Genomic DNA, 16,150 nt, shown 5'->3' with positions numbered 1-16,150 from the left:
CTGCGTAAAACTGTCGTGAGACCGTCAGACCGGCTCGGTCACCTTCTCGCCGGCCAGATACGCTTCATAACCCCGCTTGCGCAAGCGGCACGCCGGACATTCGCCGCAGCCGAAGCCCCATGCGTGCAGCTCGGCACGCTCGCCAACATAGCAAGTATGCGTCTCGACGCGCACCAGTTCCACGAGTTCGTCGCCGCCCAGCTCGTGCGCGAGACGCCATGTGTCAGCCTTGTCGAGCCACATCAGCGGCGTTTCGAGCAGGAAGCGCGTGTCCATGCCGAGGTTCAGCGCGACCTGCAATGCCTTCATCGTGTCATCGCGACAATCGGGGTAGCCCGAGAAGTCCGTCTCGCACATCCCGCCCACCAGCACCTGCAAACCACGCCGGTACGCGATGGCCGCAGCGATCGTCATGAACATCAGATTGCGGCCCGGCACGAACGTATTCGGCAAACCGTTCGCGGTGGCGTGAATCTCGATTTCGCGCGTCATCGCGGTATCGCTAATCGAGCCGAGCACCGACAAATCGATCATGTGATCTTCGCCGAGGCGGTCGGCCCAGGCAGGAAACGCCCGCGTCACCGCGTTACGAAACCCTTCGCGGCATTCGAGTTCGACTCGGTGCCGCTGGCCATAATCGAAGCCCAGCGTCTCGACCGTTTCATAACGTTCGAGCGCCCAGGCGAGGCATGTGGCGGAATCCTGGCCGCCGGAAAACAGCACCAGAGCGCTACGTTTAGCGTCTTTGCGGATCACCGTGAAACTCCGTGAATGATGAGTGCCACGTCGCGCTGCGCGAGGTGCGCCATGCAAGCAACGCGACGCGACGCGTGCCGGCACTGCTGCCGGCCCAAACCAGTATAGGCCGCGCCTTCCGCATGCAGAGTCGCTGGGCGCTTATACCGTTAATCGTCGGGCGAAGGGTTCGGCACCTGTCGCGGCCTTGCCGTGTTGCGGCAGAGTGCGCAAAAGGCCCAGCTTCAGGATGCGAAAAGACGTGTTTGGTGCGGTAGTGCGCCAATGGCGCGCTCGCATGCAAGTCCTTGAACTGGCGCGATTTTATCACGTGATGCCCAATGCCGCCGAGCACGCCCCACAGCAGCGGCAAGCAAGCCACGCCGCCACGGATGCCCGCCGGAAACGAGGCAAAAAAGGAAAAGCCCCAGGAATCTTGCGATTTCCTGGGGCTGAATCCTGGTGGCCTGGGACGGAATCGAACCATCGACACGCGGATTTTCAATCCGCTGCTCTACCAACTGAGCTACCGGGCCAACGAAGAACGAAATGATATCAAAGGGTCAGCAGCACGGCAAGCCCCTTCTCGAAAAAATCTGCCGGGCCCGAACCTGCACGCGTTGCACTGCCGTTCACTCTCCTTTGTTTTTACCGAGATCGACACCGAGCTGCTTGAGCTTGCGATACAAGTGTGTGCGCTCGAGGCCAGTCTTTTCCGCGACGCGCGTCATGCTGCCATTCTCGCGCGCAAGGTGATATTCGAAGTAAGCGCGCTCGAATGCATCGCGCGCGTCGCGTAACGGGATGTCGAACGAGATCGACGCCGTTTGCGCGGCCAGCGCGCCGCTGCCCATGCCATCCGACGACAGCATCGGCAACGCAGCCGCCGATGCCACCGCCGAAGCGCTGACCGGCAGCGCCGGCTTGGCGACCGCGCCGCCCGGCGCACCTGCCGCATTGCCGCGGGCAAGCCCTTGCTCGACCGCCTTCAGCAGCTTCTGCAACGCAATCGGCTTCTCGAGGAAATTGAGCGCGCCGATCTTGGTCGCTTCAACCGCCGTATCGATGGTTGCGTGACCGGACATCATGATCACCGGCATGGTCAACTGCCCTTGCGCGGCCCATTCCTTCAGCAAGGTCACACCGTCGGTATCGGGCATCCAGATGTCGAGCAGCACCAGGTCCGGCGCCTGGCGCAAGCGGAAATCGCGCGCTTCCTGCGCATTTTCCGCCGCCTCCACGACATGCCCCTCGTCGCTCAGGATCTCCGAGAGCAATTCCCGGATGCCCATTTCATCATCTACCACCAGGATGGTTGCCATTTACGCTGCCCTTGTCTGCACTGCTGCTTTTGTCATTCCCTGCGACGCATTGCCATGCGCCGGTCGCGGCCCTGTTCCAGGTGCCGTGGCATCGTCTGCCAGTTGGAGGAAGAGGATCGAAATCTGCGCACCTTCGATCACATCGCCCGCTTTCATGCGGTTGCGAATGTCGATGCGCGCACCGTGTTCGTCGACGATCTTCTTGACCATCGCAAGACCGAGACCCGTACCTTTGGCCTTGGTCGTCACGTAAGGTTCGAAGGCACGTGTGAGGATACGCGCGGGGAAGCCCGCTCCGTTATCCGACACTGTCAAACGCACCGCGACGTGTACCTTGCCTTCCGCGTCGGGGTCTCCGTATTCTACTGTCCTCGTCTCGAGCAACACACGCGGTTGTTCGACGTCGGCCACGGCATCCTGCGCATTCTGCAGCAGGTTGTGAATCACCTGTCGCAATTGTGTCGCGTCGCCGCGAATCGCCGGCAAATCCGCGAGCTCTACCTGAATCGCACCCTTGCCTTCTTCGATACCGTACAGCGTCAGCACTTCGCTGACCAGTTCGTTCAGTTGCAGATGCGCGAGCACCGCCGGCGGTGTGCGCGCATAGTCGCGGAAATTGTCGACCATCCGCTTCATCGCCGCGACCTGGTTGACGATCGTGGTTGCGCCGCGCTTCAGCACATCGGCGTCCGATGGCGAGAGCTTGTCGGCGAGCTTCATCTGCAAACGCTCGGCGGAGAGCTGGATCGGCGTGAGCGGATTCTTGATCTCGTGCGCGAGACGCCGCGCCACTTCGCCCCAGGCGATCGAACGCTGCGCGGAGATCACATCCGAAATATCGTCGAACACGACCACGTAGCCGGAGGTCTGCATGTCTTCCGCGTCGCGGTCAGTGGCGGACACAAGGCGCGCGCCGCGCACGAGCAAGGTGAGCGGCTCGGTTTCGCCCGCCACCTGCACCGAAAATTGCTGTTGCCAGTGGCCGCGGTCGTCGTGACCGTCGCCGCTCGCAGCTTCGCGATCGGCAAACGCCTTGCGCACCATCCCGCCGAATTCGCTCAACACGCCGATCTGCTCGAGCGCCGAACCCAGCACTTCCTGGAACTGCTGACGGAAAATCCGCTCAGCGCCGCGGTTCGCCGTGGTGAGGCGGAACTGCCGGTCGAACACGAACACGCCCGCGGTCAGGTTCGCGAGAATACTTTCCAGATAGGCCTTGGAATGCTCGAGCGCGATGCGGTTGTTCTCGACCGCCGCGCGCGCTTCGGACAGCTGCCGCGTCATCGCGTTGAACGACTGCGTGAGAAAGCCCAGTTCGTCGCGTGATTTGATTTCGCGCTTCGGCGTGTAATCGCCCTCGGTCACTTCCTTGGTGCCCTGTGCGAGCAGGAACAACGGCCGCGCAAGCTGATTGCCGAGTGCGAGCGCCAGCATCATTGCGATGAAGGTGGCGAGGAACAGCGCGAGCGTCAGCGTGCCGATGTACATCTTGCGCAAGCCGGTGCGGCCCAGCGCCTTTTCCTGATACTCGCGATAGGCGCGCTGCACCGCGTCGGCATTACGCGCGAGCGTCGGCGACACCGGCTGCGTGAGTTGCAGGAAGCGTTCGGTGGGCTGCAGCAACGATGCGTTCGCATCGGGAATGCGCTGCACGATGCGCAGTCGCAGCGCACCCTTGCTGCCATGCGCGTGCGGATCGCCGTCGAGTTCGCCTTCGATTGCTGCGTAACCGCGGCCGCGCGCCTGATCGATCATCAGCGGCGTGGGCAAGTCGTTCGGCAGGAGCGTCGCGTAATTGCCGGACGCCTGCGCGACCACGTGCATATCCGGCGTCGCGCCCGACATGCTGCGTGTCGGTTCGACGATCGTCGCGTCCTGCACGCCGAACTGGTCGCGCAAGCGCAGAAGCGTGAGCGTCGTGCCGGCGGCATCCGCGCTTGCGATCTGCTCGGACATCAAGCGGCCCTTGGTCTGCAGATCGGACAGCGAGGCGTCGAGCATGCCGCGGCCCAAATTCAGGCCCGAGGTCAACGCGGTTTCGACGTTCACGTCGAACCACGATTCGATACTGCGCGACACGAACTGGTACGAGACGACGTAAATGATGCCGCCCGGCACCACGCCGACCAGCGCCATGAAGAACGCGAGTTTCGCTAGCAGCCGCGTGCCGAACTTACCTTTTTTCAGCCGCGCGATGATGATGATGACGAGCGTCGCCACCACCAGCAAAAAGATCATCGCGACCACGAGGTTGGCCGCATACAGCCACTGGTAATAGCGGTCGAAGAATTCGGTATTCGCGCTCGCGGCTGCAAGCAGCACGAGCAGCAACACGGCCGTGACGGCGACCGTGGACACCAGCACGCGCACGACGATGCTGCTGACGCTGGTGGCGCGGCGCACTCTATTTAGCACGTTCGGTCACCGTGAAGGTAAAGCGCTTCCACTCTGACGATAGGCTCCAGTCGCGGTTGTTCACCGCATCGATCTGAAACGGCTTGGGCATCAGCGCGATGTCGAGTTGCATGCGCACCGACGCGTTGTACGTCTCCCCGGCATGCACCTGATTGCGATCGATCACATGCCACGACGTGATGTGCTTGATCACCGCGAGTGCTTCCTTCAGCGTCGTGCAGCCGAGCTGCAAGCCACCCGACGACACGCTCGACACACGGTACTCACGCGTGAGCGGCTGGAACGACAGGCGAATGCTCTGCGACACGCTGACCGGCTGCTCATCGAACCAGTACCAGCGTGGCCGGCTCAGTTCGAAGTCGGTCGTGAAGTACAGCGGAATGCCCTTGTTGACGGCATCTTCGAGATTGCTATTCAGGTCGAAGTCGAAACGCGCGTCGAGGTTCCAGCCGGTGTTGTCCGATTGCAGCGAGGCGCGCTGCACCGCGATCGAATCGGCGTGCGCCGCGCCCGGTACGGCGAGCCATACGGCCAGCACGATCCAGAGCACGGCAGCGAGCCGAAGCGGGAAAAAACGTTTGATGGTCACCGTTTCTGAAAGCGCGCGTAGAAAAATCCGTCGTGGTCTGAGTTCGAGCCGGTGCTATCTTCAGCGGCATGTCCGGCATGGGAACCGGCCGATGTGTCGGCGGGCGCGCGGGCAACTGAGGGTAAAAGTTGCCCCGGCGCGTCCAATCGTACCGCATCCTGATACTTGTTTCCAAACCACTGCGCTTGCAACTCGCCTTCTTCGGGGAAGATCGAACACGTAACGTAGAGCAACTCGCCGCCGGGCTTCACGAGCGGCCATAGCGCGTCGAGAATGCGGCGCTGCTCGGCGACCAGGGCGGGAATATCCGACGCGCGACGCAACCAGCGAATATCCGGATGACGCCGCACGATGCCCGAGGCCGAACACGGCACGTCCGCCAGAATGCGGTCGAACGGCTGGTCGATGTCGTCATGCCATTTTGCGGGCGCACCCGCGTCGCCAATACGCACTTCCGCTTCGAGCTTGAGGCGCTGCAGGTTTTCACCGATGCGGCGCGCGCGCGACGCGTCGCTTTCGAGCGCCACGAGCTGCAGGTTGGCGAGTTCGAGCAGGTGGCCGGTTTTGCCGCCAGGCGCCGCGCACGCGTCGAGCACGCGCATGCCGTCGCGCACGCCGAGCAGTTGCGCGGCGAGCTGCGCGCCGGCGTCCTGTACGGACACCACGCCGTCGTCGAAGCCGGGGATCCGGTCGACCGGCATCGGCGTGACGAGTTTGACGGCGTACTCGCCGGCTCGGCTCGCGGGGATGTGACGGTCTTGTAGCACCTGCAGATAGGCATCGACCGTCGAGCGGCGTGCGTTCACTCGCAGCGTCAGCGGACCTTGCGTATTGCCGGACGCGAGCACCGCTTGCCATGCGTCGGGCCACGCGCCTTTGACCGCATCGATCCACCACGCCGGGTAGTTCCAACGCGCGACTTCGTCGGCTTGCGCGGCGCTCAGCAGGGCCTCACGCTCGCGCAGGAAATTGCGCAGGACGGCATTGACGAGACCCTTTGCAAACGCGAATTCACGGCGCGCTGCGATTGCGCTCACCGCCTGATCGACGACCGTGAACGGCGCATAAGCGGCGTTCGCTTCGTCGTCGATGAGCAAGGCGAGCGCGCAGGCGAGCACATGACCGACGTGCGGCGGCGGGGCCTTCTTCACCAGCCTGGCGATCAGCCACTCGGCGGTCGCCAGACGCCGCATGGTGCGATACGCGATGTCCTGCACGGCACCGCGCGCAGCGGCGGCGCCGCCTTCAGGCGCGGATACGAATACGGATTGCAGCGCGGCCGGCAAGGCCGCACCGAGGCGCACGGCGCCGACGGCCTGGCCCGCGCAGTCGAGCGCAAAGCCGAGCGATTCGGGCGCGAGATGCAGCATCGACAGACGGGACTCGCGCGGACGCGCCGATGGAGTAGCAGAACGCGAAGAAGGCTTTGGAGTCATGAAAGAGGCAAAAGCAGGCCGCGCGGTGCGCGCGACGCAAACAGCACACATTGTAGCGTGGCGCGGGGCGAGAGCCGCCGAGGGCGGACCGGCGGTGGTGCTCGAACAAAAAAGGCGAGTCCGCAAACTCGCCTCTCGTCACGCTGGCTCAGTGCACCGCTACTCGAAGCGCCCCGTGCGCGCCATCTCCATCAAACGCGCAATGCGCTCCTCGGTGGCCGGGTGCGTCGAGAACAGATTCGCGATGCCGCCGCCCGACAGCGGATTCATCATCATCATCTGCGCGGTGGCCGGATGCTGCTCGGCGGCAGGGAACGGAATACCGCTCGCGTAGCGATGGATCTTGTCGAGCGCCGCGGCGAGCGCCTGCGGATCGCCGGAAATCTGCGCGCCGCCACGATCGGCTTCGAATTCACGGGCACGCGAGATCGCCATCTGAATCAGCGCACCGGCAATCGGCGCGAGCAACGCAACAGCGATGCCCGCGATCGGGTTCGTGGGACGGCCGTTTTCGTCGCGGCTGCCGAAGAACATCGCGAAGTTCGCCAGTGCGGAAATGGCGCCCGCCATGGTCGCCGAAACCGTGGAGATCAGGATGTCGCGGTGCTTCACGTGCGCCAGTTCGTGCGCCATCACGCCGCGCATTTCGCGCTCGGACAGCACGCGCAAGATGCCGGTGGTGGCGGCGACGGCCGCATGCTCCGGATTGCGGCCGGTAGCGAACGCGTTCGGCGCGTCTTCGTTGATCAGGTAGACGCGCGGCATCGGCAGATTGGCGCGGGTGGCGAGTTCGCGCACCATGCGGTAGAACTGCGGCGCACTGTTTTCGTCGACTTCCTGCGCGTTGTACATGCGCAGGACCATCTTGTCCGAGAACCAGTACGAAAAGAAATTCATCCCAAGCGCGATCACGAGCGCGATCGTCATGCCGCGCGACCCGCCGATCATCCCGCCGATCACGATGAAAAGGGCCGTGATCGCGGCCATCAACATCGCGGTTTTGACCCAATTGAACATGTCTGCAACTCCTTGCCCTAACGCGGGTTCATATCTGCGCCGCACGATCGCGGCGGCCGATTGTAAGCGAAATGTTAGATATGGGCGCGTGAGGAAAATTCAATCATCTTGATGCGGTGGCGAGCTTGATGCCCAAGCCGACAAACGCGCTGCCGACGCCGCGGTCCAGCCACTTCTTCACCGACGGCTTGCCGGAGAAACGGCGGGTCACGCTGCCGGCAATCCACGCGACAAAACTGTTCCAGATCATGCTCATCACGACGAACACCACGCCGAGCGTAAGGAACGCCAGCGCCTTATGGTCACTGCCCGTTGTGACGAATTGCGGAAAGAACGACACGAAGAACAGCACGACCTTGGGGTTCAGCACATTGGTCCAGAAGCCTTGCAGGAACAACTGACGCAACGATTTCGGCGCGCCGGCCGCGCGCGCTTCGCCCACCGCCTGGTCTACCTCCGGCTTGGCGAAAATCAGGCGCACGCCGAGATAGATCAGATAAATGGCGCCGACGAACTTGATGACCGTGAACGCAGCGGCCGAAGCGGCCAGCAGCGCCGTCAAGCCGAACGCGCAAGCAAGCGAATGAACGCAGCAACCGGCGGAGATGCCGAGCGCGGACATCAGGCCTGCGCCCCGGCCCTGAGCGACGCTGCGCCCGACGATGTAAGCCGTGTCGGGACCGGGCGTCACGTTCAGCAGAAAGACCGCGACGACAAAAAACTCGAAATGGGTGATGCCAAACATGGGGATCCTCTAAACGCGGGCCGTTGCATGGAGGATTCTAACGCGCCGCAGGCTTGCGGCGGGGCCCTTGAACACCGTCCGAACGGACGATGTTCAGGGTTGCGCAAGGCGGTTATTTGGCTTCGGGAAGCTGGAAACGCTGACCCGCGGCCAGCGCCGCGCCGGCCAGGAATTCGCGCACCGGCAAGCGCTTGCCGCCGGGTTTTTGCAGTTGAGTGAGACGCAAAGCGCCGTCACCACAGGCAACCACGACGCCTTCGGGGGAGACGTCGGCGACCGTGCCGGGCGTGCTGCTGCCTTGCGCCTCGACCGGGACCGCCGCCCAGATTTTGATCGACGTGCCGTCTTCCAGCGTGCCCACGCCACCGGGGAACGGGTCGAACGCGCGCACCTGGCGCGCCAGAACTGCGGCCGGCTTGCGCCAGTCAAGCGCAGCCTCGTGCTTGCCGATCTTTTCCGCGTAAGTCACGCCATCCGCCGGTTGCGGCGTTGCCGCCAGCTTGCCGCTGCGCTCGAGTTCGATCAGCGCTTCGACGATCAGCCTCGCACCGTCTAGTGCGAGACGGTCGTGGAGGGTGGCCGTGGTGTCGTCGGCGGAAATCGGTGTGCGTGCTTCGGAGATCATCGCGCCGGTGTCGAGGCCGACGTCCATCTGCATCAACGTGATGCCGGTTTCAGCGTCGCCCGCCTCGATCGCGCGGTGGATCGGCGCGGCGCCGCGCCAGCGCGGCAACAACGATGCGTGAATGTTGATGCAGCCCAGCCGCGGAATATCGAGCACCTCCTGCGGCAGGATCAGGCCGTAGGCAGCCACCACCATCACGTCGTGGGGCGTGGCGCGCAACTGGTCGATCGCAGCTACGGCTTCAGCAGGATATTTGCCGGTGCGGCGCAGCGAAGGCGGCTGCGCCACGGCAAGCTCATGCTCCTGTGCGTAGCGCTTTACCGGACTTGCCTGCAGTTTCATCCCGCGTCCCGCAGGCCGGTCGGGCTGGGTCAGCACGAGCGGCACCGGAAAACCGGCACTGTGGATCGCGGCCAGCGCGGCCGCGGCGAACTCCGGCGTACCGGCGAAGATGACGCGCAACGAATGACTCATGAAGGGGGGCGGTAGGCGAGGTGGACGCGCATTACATCGCGTGGGCGAGCTTCTTCATCTTGCTCTTGATGCGCGTCTGCTTCAGCGACGACAGGTACTCGACGAACACGCGGCCCATCAGGTGATCCATTTCGTGCTGAATGCACACGGCCAGCAACCCTTCGCAATCCAGCTCGAAGGTTTCGCCCTTCTCGTTCAGCGCCCGCACGCGCACTTTCTCGGCGCGCTCGACATTGTCGTAAATGCCCGGCACCGAGAGGCAGCCCTCTTCCGACACCTCCTTCTCGTCGCTCGACCAGATGATTTCCGGGTTGATGAAAGCGAGCAGTTCGTCGTGCGTTTCCGACACGTCGATCACGACCACGCGTTCATGCACGTCCACCTGGGTCGCCGCGAGGCCGACGCCGGGCGCGGCATACATCGTTTCGGCCATGTCGGCGACGAGCCGGCGGATACGGTCGTTGACCACTTCGACCGGCTTCGCAATCTTGTGCAGCCGCTTGTCCGGGTAATTGAGAATGTTCAGTAAAGCCATGATCTTGAGTGTGTTTTGTAGGCGCCGCTGACCGGTGGAAGGCTAGCGTTGGCCATTCGGCCAGGTTGTGGGCGCATCGCGTTACGCAGACGATAGAGGGTGTCGAACCGGTTCGATTCGACGCGCCACGTGCGCTAAACGACGAGCCCGCGCGGGTGGGCGCGGCGCTGTGGTTATTTCGGATGATGAAAATTTTAGCATGGCGCCCGCTTGCCCGCTGGCTCTATAGGAGGATCGACTTTCAATGCGTACCTTGCCCGCAACCGATATTGAACTCGCCGCATGGCTGCGGCTTTCGCTCGCGCCGGGGCTGAAACCCGCTGCGCTGCGTTTACTGCTGAGCGCTTTTGGACTGCCGGAAGCGATTTTCAATCAATCACCCGAGGCACTTGCCGAGATCGCGGGCGAGACTACGGCGCGCGCTGTGCTGGCACCGCCCAGCCCGGAATTCGACACGCAACTCGAGGCGGTAATCGCATGGCGCGAGCTGCCCGGCAACCACGTGGCGACACTCGACGACCCGGCCTACCCACCCGCGCTCCTGACCATGCCCGATCCGCCGCCGCTGCTATATATAAAGGGCCGGCTGGATCGACTGCACACGAGGGCGGTCGCCCTGGTGGGCAGCCGCAGCGCGACACCGCAAGGCGTTGAAGACACGGAGCGCTTCGCGCGCGAGCTTTCGCAGGCCGGCGTCACGATCGTGTCGGGGCTGGCGCTGGGTATCGACGGTGCCGCGCATCGGGGCGGGCTGGAAGGTGTCGGTGGCACGGTGGCGGTGATCGGCACCGGCGCGGACCTCGTGTATCCGGCCGCCCATCACGCGCTGGCGCGGCAAATTGCGGCGCAAGGTGCAATCCTTTCGGAATGGCCGCTGGGCACGCCGGCGCGCGCCGCCAATTTTCCGCAGCGTAACCGCTTGATCGCAGGCCTCGTCAGCGGAGTTGTGATCGTCGAGGCCGCCATGCGCTCGGGCTCGCTGATCACAGCTCGGCTCGCCAATGAAATGGGGCGCGATATCTTCGCATTGCCCGGCTCGATCCACGCGCCTCTGTCGCGCGGTTGTCATCGAATCATCAAGCAGGGCGCCAAGCTGGTGGAAACGCCCGATGAGGTGCTGGAGGAACTGGGCTTCGCCAAGCCGGCGGTAGCACCGCCTACTTCGCCCACAGCACCGCCGGCCATGAGCGCCGAAGCGCTGCAACTCCTCGACGCACTCGGCCATGCCCCCGCCACGCTTGAAATTCTTGCCACCCGTACCGAGATGGGGGGCGCGGCATTGCAAAACACGCTGCTGCAACTCGAACTCGCCGGCCAGGTGACCGCGCTGCCCGGCGGCCGCTTCACGCGAACGACCCACAGCTGACCCCGCATTGACCAGGGTTGATCACGATTCGGGATCGGCCATGCTACATTCGCGCCAAAGCACCTGACAAAAGTACGTAAGGAACCATCATGCCCGCGCTGAATCTCGACACCGACCACGACCGGATTGCCGAGCGCGTCAACGAACCCGACACGCTGTTCGTTGCCTGCCTGTGCGCGGAGTGGTGCGGGACCTGCCGTGAGTATCGGGATGCCTTCGACCGGCTGGCGGATAAGCATCCGGAGATCTGTTTCGCATGGATCGACATCGAAACCCATGCGGACCGCTTCGACGATCTGGATGTCGAAAATTTCCCGACCATCCTGATCGAAGACTCGGGAACGACACGTTTTTTTGGCACGGTTTTGCCGCAGGCGGCGATTGTGGAGCGGATGTTGTCCGATCTGACGGCCGTGCCCGGCGTCAGCGGCGCGCCCAAATTGCGGCCTGCGCTGGCCGCCGCGTGAACGTGGCCACCGGCCGCCGAACCTTGCGGAACGGGCGTTGCAAGCGGTACACGCCGCGTTTTCCGCAGCTTGCCCAGTTACTGAGCACGCAATTATCATGGCGCGCTTTTTATGGCACTTGACACGCCGCTCTCGCGCCGTGTGCTATAAAGCGGTCGTTATTGGGTCGCAAAGGTCGCAAACGAGGGTCGCGCTAATTAAGCGCACTCAAGGCCATCAACCCGCATCTACCAACCTCACATCGAGTCATGTCCAAAGCACTGATCATCGCCGAAAAGCCTTCCGTCGCGAACGACATCGCGCGCGCTTTGGGCGGTTTTACCAAGCATGACGAATACTACGAAAGCGACGACTACGTCCTTTCCTCGGCAGTCGGCCACTTGCTGGAAATCGCCGCGCCCGAAGACTATGAAGTCAAACGCGGCAAGTGGAGTTTCGCCAACTTGCCCGTCATTCCGCCGCATTTCGATCTGAATCCGATCGCCAAGAGCGAGTCGCGCCTGAAGGTGCTGACCAAGCTGCTCAAGCGTAAAGACATCGACCGCCTGATTAACGCATGTGACGCGGGGCGCGAGGGCGAGCTGATTTTCCGCCTGATCGCGCAGCACGCGAAAGCCAAGCAGCCAGTACAGCGCCTGTGGCTTCAGTCGATGACAGCCGGCTCGATCCGCGACGGCTTTGCCCGTCTGCGTAGCGACGAGGAAATGCAGCCGCTCGCCGATGCAGCGCGCTGCCGCTCGGAAGCGGACTGGCTGGTCGGCATCAACGGCACGCGAGCCATGACCGCGTTCAACAGCAAGGGCGGCGGCTTCTTCCTGACCACGGTCGGCCGGGTGCAGACGCCGACGCTGTCGATCGTCGTCGAGCGCGAAGAAAAGATTCGCCGCTTCGTGCCGCGCGATTATTGGGAAGTGAAGGCGGAGTTCGTCTGTGCGGCCGGTTTCTACGAGGGCCGCTGGTTCGATCCGAAATTTAAGCGCGACGAGTTCGATCCGGAAAAACGCGATTCGCGGCTGTGGGCGCTGCCCGCGGCTGAGACGATCGTCGCGGCCTGCCGTGGCCAGATCGGCACGGTGACCGAAGAATCGAAGCCGTCCACGCAACTGTCGCCGGCGCTGTTCGACCTGACCAGCTTGCAGCGTGAAGCCAACGGCCGCTTCGGCTTTTCGGCCAAGAACACACTCGGCCTCGCTCAGGCGCTGTACGAAAAGCACAAGGTGCTGACCTATCCCCGGACCGACGCACGCGCGTTGCCGGAAGACTATATGGATACGGTCAAGGAAACGCTGGGCATGCTCAAGGAGAGCAACAACTATCTCCCGTTTGCCAAGCAGGTATTGGACAAGGGCTGGGTGAAGCCGAACAAGCGCATCTTCGACAACTCGAAGATCAGCGACCACTTCGCAATCATCCCCACGCTGCAGGCGCCGAAGAATCTGTCCGAACCGGAACAGAAGCTCTACGACCTGGTGGTGAAGCGCTTCCTGTCGGTATTCTTCCCGGCCGCCGAATTTCGTGTGACGACGCGGATCACGGAAGTGGTCGGCCATCACTTCAAGACCGAAGGCAAGGTACTGGTCGAACCGGGCTGGTTGCAGATCTACGGCCGCGAAATCGGCGGTGAAGACGCGAACCTCGTGCCGGTGCAAAAAGACGAGAAGGTCAAGACGGACAAGATCGCCGCCCAGCAACTGGTGACGAAACCGCCCGCACGTTACAACGAAGCGACCTTGCTGTCGGCAATGGAAGGCGCAGGCAAGCTCGTCGAAGACGACGAATTGCGCGAAGCCATGGCTGCCAAGGGTCTCGGCACGCCGGCCACGCGCGCCGCCATTATCGAAGGGCTGCTCGGTGAAAAGTATCTGATCCGCGAAGGCCGCGATCTGATTCCGACCGCCAAGGCGTTCCAGTTGATGACACTGCTGCGCGGCCTCGGCGTCAAGGAATTGACCGCACCGGAATTGACCGGCGAGTGGGAATACAAGCTCTCGCAGATGGAACGTGGCAACCTGCCGCGCGACGCGTTCATGCAGGAAATCGCCCGCATGACGCAGACCATCGTCAAGCGCGCGAAAGAGTACGATTCCGACACGATCCCGGGCGATTACGCGACGTTGCAGACGCCGTGTCCGAATTGCGGCGGTCAGGTAAAGGAAAATTACCGACGCTTCGCGTGCTCGAAGTGCGAGTTCTCGATCTCCAAGATTCCGGGCGGACGTCAGTTCGAAATTCCGGAAGTTGAAGAGCTCCTGCAGAACAAGACGATCGGACCGCTGTCGGGTTTCCGCAGCAAGATGGGCCGCCCGTTCTCGGCGATCTTGAAGCTCTCGCTCGACGACGAGATCAAGAACTACAAGCTCGAATTCGACTTCGGTCAGGACTCGGGCGGCGAAGATGGCGAACCGCCTGACTTCTCCGACCAGCAGGCGGTCGGCGCGTGCCCGAAGTGCAAGGGCCGCGTGTTCGAACACGGCATGAGCTATGTCTGCGAGAACTCGGTTGCAAACCCGAAAACTTGCGACTTCCGCTCGGGCAAGGTGATTCTGCAGCAGGAAATCGCGCGTGAGCAGATGGCGAAATTGCTCGAGGAAGGGCGCACCGACCTGCTGACGAACTTCAAGTCGTCACGTACCGGCCGCAACTTCAAGGCGTTCCTCGTCAAGCAGAACGACGGCAAGATCGGCTTCGAATTCGAGAAGAAAGAGCCGTCAGCCAAGACGGCGGCCAAGACCGCGGCGGCTAAGGCGGCGGCCAAGGCAGCGCCGGAGTCGGATGACGAAGATGCACCGGTCGCCGTGAAGGCGGTGCCCGCCAAGAAGGTCGCGGCCAAGAAAGCACCCGCTACGAAGACTGCGGCTGCGAAGAAGACCGCTGCCGCCAAGAAGGCGCCGGCCAAGAAAACGGTCGCGCGCAAGACGGGCTCGTAAATCGGGCGCATGGGCCGGATGGGTATTCAGCTTCCGGCCAGCTTCGAACTTGCCTGAAAAAAGGCGCAGTCACTTTCGTGACTGCGCCTTTTTATTTGTCGGCCAGACTGCGCTGACCTCAAGCGCTGCCGGCACCCTCGCCCGGGTCGTTACAGCGGCGACAGCGCGGCGGGCCGTGGACGATTCGTCTTTGCCAAAGTCTTAGGCACCGGCGATAACTCGCTATCCAGCAGCCGTGACAGCGGCTCAGCGCCATCGAACGCTTCCGGTGGCATGGGATCCGCCGAATCGAGCGCCGTGGGCGTAGCAGGCCTGCCAAGGCCGTCCTTGATCCACTGCTCGCCGAGCAGACTATTCGGCGTCTGGCTGAAATGCTCGACCAGATGATCGATAAACGTACGCACCTTTGCCGGCAAGTGACGGCGGCTCGGATACGCGATGTTGATCTCGACCTGCGGCAAACGGAAATCGCCAAGCAAACGCACGAGCCTGCCGCGCGTCATGTCGCGGCCGATCAGATAGCTCGGCAAAATCGCGATGCCCATGCCGAGCAACGCGAACTGCCGCAGCATTTCCGTGTTGTTAGCCACGATCACGTTGGATGGACGCACGCGGACTTCGCCTTCCGAACCCGTGAACACACGCTCGTCGCCCCAATACTCGGACGGCAAGCTCAGGCACGGGTGCCTGAGCAAATGCTCGGGCCGCGTGGGCGTGCCGTGTTTTTCCAGATACGCGGGCGTCGCACACACCGTCATGCAACCGGTGGTCAACCGCCGCGTGACAATGCTCGCGCTGCGCATCTGCCGCGTGACCACCACGCCCACGTCGAAACCTTCTTCGACCAGATCGACTTGACGGTCGACCAGCGTGACATCGGGAATGACTTTCGGATAGCGCTCCGCGTACGTTTGCAGCACGGGCGCGAGATTATGCAACCCGAATACGACCGGTGCGACTATGCGCAACGTGCCGACGGGTTCGTGATTGCGCGCGACCACCATCTGCTCGACGTCTTCCAGTTCGTCGAGAATCTGGCGCGCACGCTCGAGATAAACCTGACCGGATTCGGTCAGGGACAAGCTGCGGGTTGTGCGATTGAGCAGCCGCGTACCAAGACGGCCTTCGAGATCGGCAACGTGACGGGTGGCGACTGCGTTGGAAATATCCATCGCGCTTGCAGCGCGGGCAAAACTGCCGAGATCCGCCACTTTGACGAAAACTCGCATCGACTGCAAATGATCCATAAGACAACTCCTGCCGTGTTACTGCTTCCTGACAATTAGTGAAAACCAGTGAAGCGAACTTCGAATTCTCCTACGACTCGCGAAATCGTGCAGAAGTTGCCCTCAAAAGCGGAAATATTGTCGATATTTGTGCCAGTGTGCTCCACAGTGTAGGGCGGGAGCCTCGATTGTTCCCACAAGAGTAACAATCTAGTGCGCCGCAGCTTGCACTGTCTTTTTTGTTCGAACAGATGCAACGGTCGCTTCAGCA

13 protein-coding genes and 1 tRNA gene are annotated in these 16,150 nt (G+C 62.7%); 3 read left to right on the top strand and 11 right to left on the bottom strand.

From position 1 onward, the window contains the following. Nucleotides 1-24: 24 nt before the first annotated feature. The 10 genes from queC to def all read right to left on the bottom strand — a co-directional run bounded on the left by queC (nt 25) and on the right by def (nt 9,893). A complete protein-coding gene (queC, locus tag AYM40_RS00325; RefSeq protein WP_063494462.1) occupies nt 25-756 on the bottom strand; it encodes a 7-cyano-7-deazaguanine synthase QueC in 732 nt (243 codons plus the stop codon). A 439-nt stretch (nt 757-1,195) separates the two neighbouring features. Next, nucleotides 1,196-1,271, bottom strand: a tRNA-Phe gene (locus AYM40_RS00320). A gap of 96 nt (nt 1,272-1,367) precedes the next feature. Beyond that, the gene (esaR, locus tag AYM40_RS00315; RefSeq protein ID WP_063494461.1) at nt 1,368-2,057 is read right to left on the bottom strand and encodes a response regulator transcription factor EsaR; all 690 of its coding nucleotides are present in this window, start codon (nt 2,055-2,057) and stop codon (nt 1,368-1,370) included. After that, nucleotides 2,058-4,472, bottom strand: coding sequence for a sensor histidine kinase (locus AYM40_RS00310; protein WP_063494460.1), 2,415 nt, complete (start codon nt 4,470-4,472; stop codon nt 2,058-2,060). Next, entirely contained in the window at nt 4,462-5,061 is a 600-nt protein-coding gene (locus tag AYM40_RS00305) for a DUF4390 domain-containing protein (RefSeq protein WP_063497777.1), read from the bottom strand. Before AYM40_RS00305 ends, AYM40_RS00310 begins: the two co-directional genes overlap by 11 nt. Beyond that, on the bottom strand, nt 5,058-6,497 hold the full coding sequence (gene rsmB, locus AYM40_RS00300) for a 16S rRNA (cytosine(967)-C(5))-methyltransferase RsmB (RefSeq protein WP_063494459.1): 1,440 nt from the start codon (nt 6,495-6,497) through the stop codon (nt 5,058-5,060). The genes AYM40_RS00305 and rsmB overlap by 4 nt, the downstream gene beginning before the upstream one ends. Nucleotides 6,498-6,656: 159 nt before the next feature. Then, nucleotides 6,657-7,514 carry a zinc metalloprotease HtpX gene (htpX, locus tag AYM40_RS00295; protein ID WP_063494458.1) on the bottom strand — a complete coding sequence of 286 codons (858 nt, stop codon included), beginning with the start codon at nt 7,512-7,514 and terminating at the stop codon, nt 6,657-6,659. A 103-nt stretch (nt 7,515-7,617) separates the two neighbouring features. Next, complete coding sequence (locus tag AYM40_RS00290; protein WP_063494457.1) at nt 7,618-8,259, bottom strand: LysE family translocator; 642 nt, start codon at nt 8,257-8,259, stop codon at nt 7,618-7,620. A gap of 112 nt (nt 8,260-8,371) precedes the next feature. Further along, on the bottom strand, nt 8,372-9,358 hold the full coding sequence (fmt, locus tag AYM40_RS00285; RefSeq protein ID WP_063494456.1) for a methionyl-tRNA formyltransferase: 987 nt from the start codon (nt 9,356-9,358) through the stop codon (nt 8,372-8,374). A 31-nt stretch (nt 9,359-9,389) separates the two neighbouring features. Further along, nucleotides 9,390-9,893, bottom strand: coding sequence for a peptide deformylase (def, locus tag AYM40_RS00280; protein ID WP_063494455.1), 504 nt, complete (start codon nt 9,891-9,893; stop codon nt 9,390-9,392). A 244-nt stretch (nt 9,894-10,137) separates the two neighbouring features. Here def and dprA point away from each other — a divergent pair, with 244 nt between their 5' ends. From dprA to AYM40_RS00265, 3 genes are all read left to right on the top strand, one after another. Beyond that, nucleotides 10,138-11,259 (top strand): DNA-processing protein DprA, encoded by a 1,122-nt coding sequence (gene dprA, locus AYM40_RS00275; RefSeq protein WP_063494454.1) that lies wholly within the window; start codon nt 10,138-10,140, stop codon nt 11,257-11,259. An 89-nt stretch (nt 11,260-11,348) separates the two neighbouring features. Continuing rightward, nucleotides 11,349-11,726 (top strand): thioredoxin family protein, encoded by a 378-nt coding sequence (locus tag AYM40_RS00270; protein ID WP_063494453.1) that lies wholly within the window; start codon nt 11,349-11,351, stop codon nt 11,724-11,726. 248 nt (nt 11,727-11,974) lie between these two features. Then, nucleotides 11,975-14,653, top strand: coding sequence for a DNA topoisomerase III (locus AYM40_RS00265; protein WP_063494452.1), 2,679 nt, complete (start codon nt 11,975-11,977; stop codon nt 14,651-14,653). A 149-nt stretch (nt 14,654-14,802) separates the two neighbouring features. Here AYM40_RS00265 and AYM40_RS00260 read toward each other — a convergent pair whose 3' ends face one another. Further along, entirely contained in the window at nt 14,803-15,900 is a 1,098-nt protein-coding gene (locus AYM40_RS00260) for a LysR family transcriptional regulator (RefSeq protein ID WP_063494451.1), read from the bottom strand. Nucleotides 15,901-16,150: the final 250 nt, after the last annotated feature.

The sequence above is a fragment of the Paraburkholderia phytofirmans OLGA172 genome, assembly GCF_001634365.1.
Classification (GTDB): Bacteria; Pseudomonadota; Gammaproteobacteria; order Burkholderiales; family Burkholderiaceae; genus Paraburkholderia.
The sequence above is the reverse complement of the archived record's forward strand: the minus strand, read 5'-3'. Positions and strand labels throughout refer to the sequence as shown.